The following is a 13,308-nucleotide window of genomic DNA, read 5'->3' as shown; positions in this document are numbered from 1 at the left end:
GCGGGCCGCCAGCTCGCGCACCGACCGGAGTGTCTGCTGGCCGATGGCCACGTCACGCGATTCCCCGTGACGAAAGGGGGCGTGTTCTCATACCAGCCAGTCAGGAGCAGGAGGCCCATGGAAGACACCAACGGCTGCCCCGGAAGCGCCAGGCGCATCGCATACTCCGGGCAAGGCGAATCCAAGCAAGACACTGCGGACCAGCTCCGGCTGTTGATTGAGAGCGTCACCGACCACGCCATCCTGACGCTCGACCTGGACGGGTACGTCGCGAGCTGGAACCCGGGCGCCGAGCGCATCAAGGGCTACCGGGCGGACGAAATCCTGGGGCAGCACTTCAGCCGCTTCTATCCACCCGAAGCCGTGGCGCGGGACCGGCCGCGGTACGGGCTCGACGTGGCGACGCGTGAAGGCCGCTTCGAGGAGGACGGCTGGCGCGTCCGCAAGGACGGCCGCCGCTTCTGGGCCAACGTCGTCATCACCGCGCTGTACGACGAGACGGGACAGCTGCGTGGCTTCGGCAAGGTGACGCGCGACTTCACCGCCCGCTATCAGGCCCAGGAGCAACGGGAGATGGAACGCCTGCGGGAGGCGCTTCGCATCCGTGACGACTTCCTGTCCGTGGCGTCCCACGAGCTGCGCACCCCGCTCACCCCGCTGCAACTGAAGCTGACGGCCATGCGCCGCGCCATCGACAACGCCTCGGGTGGCCTGCTGCCAAGCGCGCGCGTGGAACGCGACCTCGACGTCGCCGTCCGTCAGGTGCGCAAGCTGGTGGATTTGGTGGACGACCTGCTCGATGTGTCACGCATCAGCGTGGGCAAGCTGACCCTGGAGCACGTGCCCGCGGACCTCACCGCGCTGCTCCGGGAGGTCATCGCGCGCTACCTGCCACAAGCCACCCAGGTCGGAAGCACCGTGGCGCTGGACGCGCCGGAGCCCGTGCGCGGCGAATGGGACACGCGCCGGGTGGAGCAGGTGATGACCAACCTCCTCTCCAATGCCATCAAGTACGGAGAGGGCAAGCCGGTTCACGTCAGCCTGCGCGCGGAAGGTGGCATGGCGCTGCTGAACATCCGCGACGAAGGCATCGGCATCGCGCCGGAGGCACTGCCCCACGTCTTCGACCGGTTCATGCGGGCCGTGTCCGGCCACAACTACAGCGGGCTGGGGCTCGGCCTCTTCATCGCCCACCAGGTCGTCACGGCGCACGGGGGTGACATCCGGGTGTCCAGCGTGGTGGGCCAGGGGAGCACGTTCAGCGTCCGGCTCCCGCTCGGCCCCACGTAGAAGCGCGCCCTGGGCCGTCGCCGTCAGGTGCTCAGCGCACGCACCCGGCCCGCGAGGTTCTGGGTGAAGAGGCGGTAGATGCGCAGCGCCGCCGCCTCGTGCGTGTCCACGAAGCGGTCGAAGTCGGCGCGGCTGATGCGCAGCGCCCGCACGGAGGTCCGCGCACGGACGTGCGCGGACACGGGCCCGTCCTGCACCAGGGAGATTTCCCCCAGGTAGGCCCCTGGCCCCAACGCGTTGAGGTGCCGAGCGTCCTCTTCGGGTCCACTGAAGACGTCCACGGAGCCGTCCATCAGGACGAAGAGCCCCACGCCGGGCGCGCCCTTCTCCAGCAACACCGCGCCGGGCGCGATGACGACCTGACGCGCCAGCCGGTAGAGGTCCTTCATGTCCTCCAGGGACAGCTCGCCGAAGATGGGGATGGCCTTGAGGAACCGGTACCCGTTCGCCGCGGGCGCCGACGCGCCTCCGGAGCGGCGGATGAGCATGGCCTCCGCCTCCGCCTCCATCCCCATGCGGCGCAGCAGCCGGGCCTTCTCCGTCACCAGCGCCGGGTCTCCGCGCGCGTCCTCCGAGCTGCTCACCGCGTCCGCGAGCACCGCCAGCGCCCGGTGCGTGAAGCCCTCCGCGTCCAGCAACTGGCAGATGCGCAGCACCGCCTCCACGAAGCGCGAGTCCTCCACGCGCACGCCCCCGAGCGCCTCCACCTCCGCGTGCGCCTGCCCCAGCTCCCGGTAGAGCGTGGCCGCTTCGAAGGGGCGATCCAGACGCACCAGGCACTGCGCCATGGCTTCGCGCGAGCCCAGCTCTTGATAGACGGCCAACGCGCGCTCCAGCGCCCCGCCTCGCTCGAAGGCGGCGGCGGCGCGCTCGGCCTCCCCCGCGCGGAGGTAGCTCTCCGCGGCGGCCATGTACTGGCCACTCTGGAAATAGAGGTCCCCGGCGGTGGCGTCCTCGCCCTGGCCATCCATCAGCCGGGCCGCGCCCAGGAAGTCCCGCGCGCGCCGCAGCACCTCGACGAAGCCCCGGCGCTCCTTCGCCGGACCCTGTTCGGCTTCGTGGCGGATGCGCTCGCGCTGCGCATCGCCCAGCTCCTCGTAGAGCTGCGCCGCCCGGTCCGTGTCCTCCAACTCGACCAGGGAGCGCACCGCGCGGAGGGCCCCCTCCACGGGCGTGCGCAGCCGCCCGCTCCCCTCGCCCTGGCCACCTGCTGACTCTGACATGTTGGGTCTCCCGTTCCGGTGAGACCGGCCAGCATGGGCGCTGCCAACGCGTGGCGCCCCCTCCCGGCCTGCCCCCCTCTTCTCCCAGAGACTCGCATTGAATGCCGGGCCTGCCAACGCCCGCCGCGAAAACGCTGGCGTCAGTCCGCGCCCCGCGCCCGCTCCGCCGCCACGCGTCCTCCAACAGCTCGGGGACCAGCGCCGGACGCGCCGCGGCAACACGCACGCGCGGGTACTCGGGGCACCCCGCGTCATGTTCGGTGAACGTGAAATGACAGACATGAAGTCCCCCGGGGCGGATGTGGCGCCGCGCGGCACCCGCGGTGTCATGTCTGTGATTTCACCGGCGCGACCGCTCGCGTCGACTTGTGGGGTCCGTGACACTCCGAGTCCGCTGTGACACAGCGCTCTCAGGCGAAGAGGTCCAGACAGCCTCGACTAGCGGAAACCCCGGAGACGCCGCGCCTTCCGCGCGGGCCCTGCCTTGCTCCCAGAGCGGGCGGCCAATACCCACCCCACAATAAAAATGAGCCCGGGAGAGAAGCGTTCGGATGTCGGCCCCCGTGATATCTTGACTTCCATGTCTGCACTGGATCGGGCTCGGGCCGCACCCTCCTCGCCGGACGTGAAGGGCGAATCGCAATGGAGGATGGAAGTCGAAGGTGGGGGTGAGACGCCGCTGCACGTCACGCTGCCCTACGAGCACGCACGCCGGGGCTATGACGCCTCCACGGTGCGCCGGTTCCGGCTCACGGTGGCGGAAGGTCCGAACATGGGGACGACGTGGGAGTCCACGGGCGACACGTGCTCGGTGGGCTCACACCCGCTGAACGACTTCGCCGTGGAGGACTCCACGGTGTCACGGTTCCACTGCGAGGTGCGCATCGGGCCTCGGGGCCCCCAGGTGAAGGACCTGGACAGCCTCAACGGCGTCATCGTCGACGGGGTGCAGGTGGTGGAGGGCGTGCTGCGCAGCGGCAGCCTGCTGCGCCTGGGACGCGTGGTGCTGCGCTTCGACTTCAGCGCGGAGAACAACCGCCTGCCGCTGTCGGAGAGCACGCGCTTCGGCACGCTGGTGGGTGCCTCCGTGGCCATGCGCGGCTGCTTCGCGATGATGGAGCGCGCGGCGGGCCGCGACGTGACGGTGCTGCTCGAAGGTGAGACGGGCACCGGCAAGAGCCAGGCCGCGCTGGCCATCCACCAGGCCAGTCCCCGGCGAGACGCCCCCTTCCTCATCGTGGACTGCGGCGCCATCCCCGAGCACCTGCTGGAGAGCGAGCTGTTCGGCCACGAGAAGGGCGCGTTCACCGGCGCCGTCCAGCGCCGCGCGGGCGTCTTCGAGGAAGCCGACGGAGGCACCGTCTTCCTGGACGAGATTGGCGAGCTGCCCCCGGAGCTGCAGCCCAAGCTGCTGCGCGTGCTGGAGAACCGCGAGATTCGCCGCGTGGGCAGCAACACCTATCAACCGGTGAACGTGCGCCTCCTCGCCGCCACGCACCGGGACCTCCGCGCGGAGGTCAACGCGGGCCGGTTCCGCTCCGACCTCTTCTTCCGGCTCGCGGTGCTGCGCTTGCTGCTTCCACCGCTGCGTCAGCGCCCGGAGGACCTGCCCATGCTCGTGGAGGGCATCCTCGACCTGCTCGGCGCGGACCGCGAGCGCACGGGCGCGCTGCGCACGCAGGACTTCCTGGCCAGGCTGCGGCACGCGGCGTGGCCCGGCAACGTGCGCGAGCTGCGCAACTACCTGGAGCGCTGCCTCGTCTTCGAGGAGGCCGTGGAGCTCTCCGAGGAAGAGGCCCGCCGCTCCGGCCCGCCCGAGGTGGACCCCTCGCAGCCGTACGCCGACCAGCGGCGGCACGTCGTCGACGACTTCGAGCGCCGCTACCTGCGCGCGCTGCTGGAGAAGCACCAGGGCAAGGTGGCCCAGGCCGCCGTCACCGCCGGCATGGACCGCGTCCACCTCTACCGCCTGCTGCGACGCCACGGCATCAAGCCGTGAGCCTCAACGCGGGCGGCTGACGCGCCAGCACCCCAGCCCCGCGGCGGACACGGGCGTCGCCAGGAAGCCCGCCTCCAGGCCCTCGAGCGCACGCGAGGTCGCCACCAGGTCCGTCCCCGGTGGCTCCGCGACCCAGCCCGGCAGGTGCAGCAGACCGCCGCCACCAGCCTCGCCAGGCAGCTCCGCGACGTGAACGGTGATGGCCAGGTCCACCGGGCGCGGCGCCTCGCTCGCCGCCACGAACTCCACCAGGGCCAGCGCGGCGTGAAGGACGCGTGCTCGCGCGGCCTGCTCCGCCCCTGCGTCCGGAGGCAGCGGCGCGAAGGCCAGCAGGCAGCCGCTCCCCTCCAGCCGCACGTCCAGCCCCGCGGCGCGCGCGGCTCCCCCCACGCGCTCCAGCAACACATCCAGCCGCTCCAAGGCGGAAGGCTCCACCGCGCCGTGAAGCCGGGCTTCCGCGTACAGCGCCACGGCGAGCATGGGGGCGTCCTTCGTGGGGCTGCCCTTCACCGCGCGCCGGAGCGCGTCGAGCCAGGCATCGACGTCCGGGTAGCGGTCCTCGCGCCGCTTTCCCAGGCTGCGCAGCACCACGGCATCCAGCGCGGCCGGCACCGGGGCGCGCTCACTGGGCCGAGGAGGCGGCGCATTCAGGTGCAGGTCCTCCACCTCGTGCCGGGTTGCCCCCTGGAACGGCGGCTGTCCGGTGACGAGCTGGAAGAGCAGCACGCCCATCGCGTACAGGTCCGTGCGGGCGTCGGGCGGCTCGCCGCGAATCTGCTCGGGCGCCATGGACAGCGGCGTGCCCAGGGAGACGCCCGTCAGCGTGAGCGTGGACGCGCCCGGCGCATCCGGCGTCAGCCCCTTCGCCACGCCGAAGTCCACCAGCTTCACGCGCGGCGCGCCACCGCCCGTGCTCAAGCGCACCACGTTCTGGGCCTTCAAGTCGCGGTGCACGACGCCGGCCTGGTGGGCGGCACGCAGCGCGCCGCCCACCTGCTCCAGCACCTCCAGCGCCTCTCCCGGCGACAGCGGCCCGCGTGAGGCCAGCTCCGCTGCGAGGTCCCTCCCCTCCAGCCACTCCATCGCGATGAAGGGCCGCCCGTCCGCGAGCGTCCCATAGCCGAGCACATCGACGATGTGCGGATGGCTCAACCGCTGGAGTGTCTCCGCCTCCCGGCGGAAGCGGCGCAGCGCGACGTCCGAGGGCTGCGGGAGCAGGACCTTCAGCGCCGCGGGCCCGCCCGTGCGGACATGACGGGCGCGGTAGAGCGTGGAGACAGGTCCCCGGTAATGGACCTGCTCCACCAGCCAGTCCGACACCAGGGCGCCGACGCCCAGCTCCTCGCCATAAAGGGCCTCTTCGTCACCCGGCGCCATGCGGCAGGTGGCCTACTTCTTCCGAGGGAAGGGAAAGGGCAGCTCCCCCACCGGAGGCAGCTGCTCGGTGGGCACCGCCGCGCGCACGCAGGACTGGGCGCGCTGCTCCTTCGGCACCGTGTCACACGGGGCATGGAGGTAGGTGGTCACCGACTCCGTCCACAGCGCGTTGGTATGGTCGCGGCACAGCTCGTAGTCACCGTCCCCCGGCGTGAGGGGCCCATCCTGGACCAGGCACTTGCCGGCCACCGGCGGCTTGAGGGACATGAAGCAGGCCCCCGTCACGCGCGCGGCGCAGTTGGAGCCCGACGTGGGCAGCGCGCAGACGCGGTTCGCCGCGTACGCCGCCCCGCTGGACCAGGCCGGGTCGTAGCAGGAGAACATCTTCCGGTAGATGGAGCCGCGCACGATGACGTCGGCGCCCACCACCACGTACTGCCGCTTGTCTCCCTCGCCCAGCGCCACGACCTCCACCTCCGCCCCCAGCTCGCCCGGCACGAAGATGTTTCCGTAGAACGCGCCCTCGCGCACGGCATAGACCTGCTGCTCGGAGAGACCATAGGTGGACGCGGAGTCCGGATGAGACTCGACGTTCGCCACCAGCCCCACGGTCGTGCTCGAAGCCGGCGCGGTCATCACGCTGTAGTAGCCCCCGGCCGGGCAGGTGAAGACGACCACCGGATTGGCGGGCGCGGCCCCGCATGTCCCGGTCGCCTCGCCCAGGTTGCGCCCGTCGAAATGGTCGCACCCCGCGATGCCCTGGCACACCCGCAGGGCGGCGGGCCCATTCACACTGGAGCCCAGCGTGGGAGACGGCCCCGCGCAGGACAGCGGGCCGCCAGCGCCCACCACGACGGTCGAGGAGGGCGTGCAGCTACCGATGCCATCCGGCGTCCAACCGCAGTCACGCTGCGCGCCTGACTCGCCCAGGACGCAGTCCTCGAAGCTGGCCAGCGGACTGCCCGTGATGGGAGCGTGCCGGGCCGGGAGCGTCTTCGCATCCAGCGTGTAGATGTTGGGCCCCGACGCGTAGAACTGGTGCTCGCCGCGCATGGACAGCTCCACGCGCCGGCCCTCCGCGTTGTTGCGCGCCAGCACGCACGCGGAGACGCGCTCCAGGCACTCCTCCGACGGCGCGGCGGTGGCCCAATCAGGGCAGAGCCCCGCCTGTCCAACCCACTTCCGGATGCCGGGGCTGGGCAGCCGCGGGTCGTAATAGGCGACCTCCTGTTCAGGCGTCAGCGCGCAGCCCACCAGGTACTCCATGAACCGCTGCGCATTGGGGTCATGCAGCCGTCGGCGCGTGTTCGCGTCGCCCAGCGTGGGGTGGAACAGCTGGAGCAGGGCCGAGGTTCCCAGCAGCTCGTTGGACTCGGCGTTGGTGGAGATGGCGTTGAGCACCAGCGCCTGCGTCGTGAGCGCGTTGGCGATGCGAATCTCCGACACCTGCGCCCCTACCGTGGGCGTCTCCTCTTCGTGAGGCCCGGTTCCGCAACCCCACAGGGCGAAAAACAGGAGCGAGGTAACCGCCAACAGGCGAGGCGAACCAAGGGCCATGAGACGTCCTCCAGGAACGACGGAAGGAAGGAGAGCTTCCTCCCAGCAAGCATGTGCCGAGCCAGCCTGGGAGGTTGTGTGCGGTGACATGAGAGCAGATCTGCGGGCAGCATTCGCGTAGCGCTTCACGTCACACCGCCGCCAGACAGTGACATTTCTCGTTACACGTTGAAAAGGGCGGCCCGCAGGGACTCCAGGCGGGCTCGCCACAGGGGCGCGCCCTCCTCCACCGCGCGCTCGGCTCGAAGCACCCAGGTGCGCGCCTCGTCGGCGCGTCCCGCCTGAAGCGCGCCCTGGGCGGCCTGGAGGAGTATCTCCGCCTTCTCATCCGCCGAAGCCAGGGTGTCCGCGTCGTCCGCCAGGGCCAGCCACGCCTCCCGCGCCGAGCCACCGCCCCGTGCGTCCTGGACCTGCAGCTCCACCAGCCTGCGCATGACGGCGGTAGGGGGCAGCGATTCGGGCGGGCAGTGGGCGTCAATCCACCGGAGCTGCCGCGTCGCCTCCTCCAGGTCGCCCAGCGCGGCGGCCAGGCGCCCGAGCAGCAACGCATCCACCGGGACGGGATGCTCACGGAAGAAGCGCACCCCCAGCTCGTGAGCACGCCGGGCCAGCGGCAGCGCCTCCTCCAGGCGGCCTTGCATGTAGAGCACCTCGGCGAGGTTGAAGGTGGACCAGCGCTCCACCTGCGCATGGCCCAGCTCCCGGCCCAGCGCCATCGCGCGGCGCAGGTCCTCTTCCAGGCGAGCCACGTCCCCCAGGCGCAACCACAGCAGCACGCGGTTGATGAACGTGGCGGCCCGGTGCAGTGCGTCCCCGGCCTGCTCACAGCGCAGCAGCGCCAGGTCGAAGTGGGACGCGGCGTCGTCGGTCCGGTCCAGGAACGTGAGCGCCGAGCCCAGCAGCGCCAGCGACACCACGAGCGTCTCGTGGTCATGTGCCCGCTCCGCGCCTTCCACCACGCCAGTGAGGACGCGCACGGCGGCGCCCCACTCGCCCAGCCGCACGTGGAGCCGGCCACGGGCCAGCGAGCAGCGCAAGGACAGGCGAGGCTCATCCAGCCGCTCGATGCGCTCCAAGGCCTCACGCGTACAAGCCGAGGAGCCCTCCACGTCCTCCATCCAGTCGCGCGCGGTGGCTTCCTCCAGGAGCAGCTCCACCTGCTGGGCCTCGTCACCACGAGCCACGGCCAGCGCCCGCGCCGCGCCCAGGTCCGCCAGCCCCTCCCGGAAGCGCTGGAGCCGGTGGCGGACGCGCCCACGCCCCGACAGCGCCAGGGCCCTGCGCTCCACTTCTCCCTCCGGCAACAACGCGAGCGCGCGCGTGTAGTGCTGCTCCGCCTCGACGGACAGGTGCGCGCGGCGCGCGGACTCCGCGAGCGCGAGGAACGCCGTGGTGGCCTCCGCGTGAGCGCCACAGGCCGCGGCATGGTGGGCCCAGCGACGGCGCTCGGCCATCCCGTCCCGGGGCGTGGCACGCAGCGCCGCGGCGTGGAGGACGCGACGCGAGGACGCCGGCAGCAAGGCCTCCAGCGCCTCGCGCAGCAAGGGGTGACGGAAGGCGAAGTGGCCCGGCGCCGTGGGCCGTAGCAGCCCCGAGCGCGCCAGCCGCTGGAGCCCGGCCCCCGCGTCGAGCGACGTCACGCGCGCCAGGTCCTCGCTCGGCGCCAGGTGTCGCAGGGCGGCATCCACCCGGGACACCTCCACCTCCGTTCCCAGCACCGCGCACAGCCGCGCAAGAACTCGGTGTGCCGCGGGGAGTCCGGCCAGCGCCCGCGCGGCGAGTCGCTCGAAGAGCGGCGTCACGGAGACGTCCAGCAACGCGTCCGGCGCGATGTACCACCCGCCCCCAGGGGACGCCCGCAGGGCCCCCGCGGCCCGCAGCGCGCCCGCGAGCTCCACCAACGACAAGGGGACGCCCTGCGCCAGCTGTTCCAGCCGCGCCAGCACCGGCTCGGGGACGTGCTCCGCGGGTCGCAGCAGCTGCAGCAACAGGGAACGGCTCGCCTCGGGCGTCAGCGGCGGCAGTGCGATTCGCGCGACGCGGGCGCTGCGCTCACCCAGGTGCGGCCTCAACCCGAGCAACGCGGGCCGCGCGGCGACACAGACCCAGAGCGGTGCACGCACGCCGGCCAGGGTGGCGACTTCCAGTGCGTCCAGGCTGGTGGGGTCCGCCAGGTGCGCGTCGTCGACGAGCAACACACGGGGGGCTTCGTGAGCCTGGCGCTGGAGCCCCTCGGCGAGCGCGCGCGCGGCGGCGTGTCGCTCATCCACGAGCGGAAGGCCCGGCGCCTGGACGACGCGCGGTGGCTCGGCGGTGGCCCTCAGCGCGTCCAGCAACGACTCCGAGGACGCGGCATCGGGAGCGGGCGCGCGGAGCCGCACCACGAGACACCGCCCCGCGGCCTCCAGCCGGGTGGCCAGCGCCTCTAGGACACGGGACGTGCCGTGCCCCACGTCGCCCGTGAGAACACACAGGCCCGGGACCCCCTCTTCGATGCAGCGTGAGGCTTCGGCCTCCAGCGCCGCCAGGACGGCATCGCGGCCCGACAGGGACGGCGCATCCGAGGAGGACGTGGCCGCGCCACCGTCGTGCAGTCGCAGGCGCGCGCCATCGGACAATGGCTCCGTGGCGCCCGGCCCCAACCGCGCCGCGGCGGAGGCAGTGACGCGCGCCTCTCCCAGGGCGAGGTCTTCCGGCCACCAGTCCCCCACGGCCTCCAGCGCGGGCCCCGCGACGCGCGTGGTCGTGGCGCCTGGATGAACGTGCAGTCGCGCCAGGTGCAGGACGGTGGCGGCCTTCCCCTCCTCCATCAGCTTGCGCGCCACCAGTGCACCTGCGCGAAGGTTGGCCTCGGCGGACAGGGACTCGGAGAACCCGACCAGATAGCCCCGTGTGCGGACGCGCGCGAGCGTGCCGCCCTGAGGCTCGAAGGTCGGCCGAAGCGCATCGACCGGTAGGTCCGCGCGGACGCCCAGCAGCGCGACCCACCGCTCGCCGGCCCCCGGCCCGGACGACGTGGGCACCGCGGCGGGCGCACCCTCCGGCGGAGCCATGGACAGGGACTGGCTGCACGCGGCATCAAACGCGGCGAGCACGGCCGAAGCGCGCGGGAAGCGTTCGGCGGGCGCCTTCGCCAGACACCGCGACAGCACCGTGTCGAGCGCCGTCGGCACGGGCGCGCGGGCCGACACCCGGGCTGGGCGAAGGCTGACGTGCCCGTGGCGAATCTCCTCGGCCCCGCCGAGGAAGGGCGGCGCGCCGGTGAGCAGCTCGTACAGGAGGACGCCCAGCGCGTAGACATCCGCGGCGGCGCCGGCCTCGCGTGCGTCCAGGCACTGCTCAGGTGCCATGTAATCGGGCGTACCCAGCCGCTGCCCCACGAGCGTCAGGCCCGCTGCCTCCGGGCGCGCTTCGTCGTCAGGCGTGTCCAGGAACCGCGCGAGTCCCAGGTCCAGCAGGCTGAGCGCCCCTCCCTCACGCAGGAAGATGTTCTCCGGCTTGAGGTCACGGTGGGCCACGCCCGCGGCATGGACGCGCTCCAGGGCGGCGCAGAGGCCACTGAGCAGCTCGCGCACGCGGGGCACTGACGCCGCCCCCGAACCCGGCAGCGCCGCCATCCACGCGGCGAGCGTCTGGCCATGCAGCCGCTCCATGACGAGGAACGGCCGCCCTCGGACCACCCCCGACTGGTGGAGCGCGGGCGTCGTCGGCGCGCCGACGCGGTGGAGCGCGGCGGCCTCCCGGGCGAAGCGCTCACGGTGAGGCGGCCGTCCCACCTTGAGCGCGACCTCACGGCCATCCTCCTCGCGGTACGCGGTGAAGACGTGTGAGAAGCCACCCGAGCCCAGCAAGGCCGCGGGGCGTAAACCTGGCACGTCCGGGAGCGGAAGGGGCTCCGCGTCAGGGCCAGGCGACGAAGCGCGCTGGCCATGCACAGGACACACCGCGCCGGTGGCGAGACGGCGGTGGCAGACCGGACAGCGCATGGGGTGAGACGAAGGTTACCAGAGCGCCTGGCTCAGGACGATGACAACCCCCACCAGCCCTTCGCCCGCGATGAGGCCGGCGGCCAGCGTCACCACCCGCCCCTCCTGCGCCCCTGGCTGCGCCCTGCGGGCCAAGGCCGCCGCCACGCCGCCCAGGAAGAACCCCAGCGCGGTGGAGGCCGGCAACAGGCAGGCCAGGCCCATGCCCAGGGGCGACGGCACCCAGTGTCGCACCCGCGTGGGAAGCAGCCGCTCCGCCAGTGTGAGGACGGCGGCGGCCAGCGCGGCCCAGCCGAGCGCCGCACGCGTGCCCGGCTCCAACCCCGAGAGGCCCGAAGCCAGCACCTGGGCGATGCTGGCGGTGACCGTGGCGGCGGGTGCGGGGAAGCGCTCGCCTCCCAGCGCCGAGCGGTCCGGCACCAGCAGGAAGAACAGCGGCACCACCGCGGCGGCCCCTACCGCGCAGCCCATGAGCTGCGCCAGGAACACGCGCCGGGGATGGGCGCCCAGCAGGTGTCCTGTCTTCACGTCGCTGAGGAGGTCCGCCGCGGACGACGCCGCGTTGACGGTGATGCCCGCGGTGGCGAGGTTCGCCTCCACATTGCGAGGCAGCAGCACGCCATAGGTCATCTGCGTCACCTGCCCCAGCGGGCCCACGGGCGTGACGTCCGTCTCCCCGGTGACGCGGCAGGCGATGAGACACAGCACGAAGGACAACGCCACCGCGAGCGCGGCGTGTGGCAGGGGAACACCAAAGCCCACCTTGGCCACGGCGAGCGTGGCGGGCGTCAACACCGCGAGGCCCGCCAGCAGCCAGCGTCCCGGCACCTGCAGCGCGTCCACTGGATGGGGCGTCACGGCGGAGCGCTTGAAGAGCCCCTTCAACGCGCGCCCCAGGACGCGGCCCTCCAGCGCGAAGTGCAACAGCGACGCGGTGGTGAGCGCCGCGGTTCCCGGCCAGAGGCTCCAGGCGAGGAAGTCCCCCTCTGGAGGCAGCAGCCCCGAAGTGAACACGCGCGGCGCCACGACGCCGTGGATGAGCAGCGCCCCCAGGAGCCAGGACGCGGTGAGCCGCAGCCCCAGCAGCGCGCCCGCGCCCAGCGGAAGCAGGCTCGTCTCGAAGCCGAAGCCCAGGCGCTCCAGCGACACCCCGCTCAGCGTCCCGGGAAACGGAAACACGTAGGGAAGACGGCCCAGCCCATCCCGCACCAGGGTGACGAGCGCGGCGATACCACCGCCCAGGCCCAGCATCGACAGCCGCGGACGGGACGACACGCCCGTGGTGTGAAGCGCGCGGATGGTCGCCGCCGCGGCCGTGCCCGTGGCGAACGGGAGCTGTTCGTGGTCCACCAGCTTGCGCTTGAGGGGCACCGCGAAGAGCACCCCCAGCGCGGACAGGAGGAAGGTCCACGCGAGCAGCGCCCACCCGGGAGGATGACTGCCCGTCGTGAGCAACCAGGCGCCCTGGACAGACACCAGGGCGCCGCCCGTCGCATAGCCCGCGGACGACGCCACCGCCTGCGCGGAGCACGTCTCCAAAGGTGAGAGCGGCGCACCGGCGACGCCAGGCGCCACGCGCCGCATCGCGCCGTGTGCCGTATGCGCGAGCAACGCGGCGGTGATGGCCACGGGAAAGGCCACGGCCATCTTCAGGCCCGCGTAGAGGTTGGTGGCGCAGGTGATGGCGCCAATGCCACTCCCGAGCAGCACCGCCCGCAGGGTGAGCTGCGGCACCCTGTCTGCCTGGAAGACCTCGCGCAGCCAGAAGGTGTCCAGGGCCTCGGGGGAGTCCCCCGGGATTCGCAGCAGCGTCAGCGGGGCCTGCGTCGGTGCCACTTCCTCGGAGTCATCTTGGGGGACGGGCTGAGACATGGGC

At 72.4% G+C, this 13,308-nt stretch carries 7 protein-coding genes; 2 read left to right on the top strand and 5 right to left on the bottom strand.

The window, feature by feature from the left end; translation table 11 throughout:
• Positions 1-117 precede the first annotated feature (117 nt).
• The gene (locus HV826_RS25685; protein ID WP_176419607.1) at positions 118-1,290 is read left to right on the top strand and encodes a PAS domain-containing sensor histidine kinase; all 1,173 of its coding nucleotides are present in this window, start codon (positions 118-120) and stop codon (positions 1,288-1,290) included.
• A 23-nt stretch (positions 1,291-1,313) separates the two neighbouring features.
• On the opposite strand, the gene HV826_RS25680 is transcribed toward HV826_RS25685, so the two are convergent.
• A complete protein-coding gene (locus HV826_RS25680) occupies positions 1,314-2,513 on the bottom strand; it encodes a cyclic nucleotide-binding domain-containing protein (protein WP_176419606.1) in 1,200 nt (399 codons plus the stop codon).
• Positions 2,514-3,162: 649 nt separating this feature from the next.
• Here HV826_RS25680 and HV826_RS25675 point away from each other — a divergent pair.
• Positions 3,163-4,512, top strand: a complete 1,350-nt coding sequence (locus HV826_RS25675; protein ID WP_176410666.1) for a sigma 54-interacting transcriptional regulator — start codon at positions 3,163-3,165, stop codon at positions 4,510-4,512.
• Between the two features lie 3 nt (positions 4,513-4,515).
• On the opposite strand, the gene HV826_RS25670 is transcribed toward HV826_RS25675, so the two are convergent.
• The 4 genes from HV826_RS25670 to HV826_RS25655 form a co-directional block, all read right to left on the bottom strand.
• Complete coding sequence (locus HV826_RS25670; protein WP_176419605.1) at positions 4,516-5,889, bottom strand: serine/threonine-protein kinase; 1,374 nt, start codon at positions 5,887-5,889, stop codon at positions 4,516-4,518.
• Positions 5,890-5,901: 12 nt separating this feature from the next.
• Positions 5,902-7,446 carry a hypothetical protein gene (locus tag HV826_RS25665; RefSeq protein WP_176419604.1) on the bottom strand — a complete coding sequence of 515 codons (1,545 nt, stop codon included), beginning with the start codon at positions 7,444-7,446 and terminating at the stop codon, positions 5,902-5,904.
• A gap of 161 nt (positions 7,447-7,607) precedes the next feature.
• A complete protein-coding gene (locus HV826_RS25660; protein WP_176419603.1) occupies positions 7,608-11,432 on the bottom strand; it encodes a serine/threonine-protein kinase PknK in 3,825 nt (1,274 codons plus the stop codon).
• Positions 11,433-11,447: 15 nt separating this feature from the next.
• Positions 11,448-13,304, bottom strand: coding sequence for an OPT family oligopeptide transporter (locus tag HV826_RS25655; RefSeq protein WP_176419602.1), 1,857 nt, complete (start codon positions 13,302-13,304; stop codon positions 11,448-11,450).
• Positions 13,305-13,308 lie beyond the last annotated feature (4 nt).

Origin of the sequence: Myxococcus sp. AM010, from assembly GCF_013372585.1 — a bacterium.
Classification (GTDB): domain Bacteria; phylum Myxococcota; class Myxococcia; order Myxococcales; family Myxococcaceae; genus Myxococcus; species Myxococcus vastator.
This window is presented reverse-complemented; position numbering and strand designations above follow the sequence as displayed.

Bases quoted from the DNA above. Each gene is read 5' to 3' on its own strand.
- HV826_RS25685 (WP_176419607.1), top strand. From the start codon at position 118: ATGGAAGACACCAACGGCTGCCCCGGAAGCGCCAGGCGCATCGCATAC.
- HV826_RS25680 (WP_176419606.1), bottom strand. From the start codon at position 2,513: ATGTCAGAGTCAGCAGGTGGCCAGGGCGAGGGGAGCGGGCGGCTGCGC.
- HV826_RS25655 (WP_176419602.1), bottom strand. From the start codon at position 13,304: ATGTCTCAGCCCGTCCCCCAAGATGACTCCGAGGAAGTGGCACCGACG.
- HV826_RS25670 (WP_176419605.1), bottom strand. From the start codon at position 5,889: ATGGCGCCGGGTGACGAAGAGGCCCTTTATGGCGAGGAGCTGGGCGTC.
- HV826_RS25675 (WP_176410666.1), top strand. From the start codon at position 3,163: ATGGAAGTCGAAGGTGGGGGTGAGACGCCGCTGCACGTCACGCTGCCC.
- HV826_RS25665 (WP_176419604.1), bottom strand. From the start codon at position 7,446: ATGGCCCTTGGTTCGCCTCGCCTGTTGGCGGTTACCTCGCTCCTGTTT.
- HV826_RS25660 (WP_176419603.1), bottom strand. From the start codon at position 11,432: ATGCGCTGTCCGGTCTGCCACCGCCGTCTCGCCACCGGCGCGGTGTGT.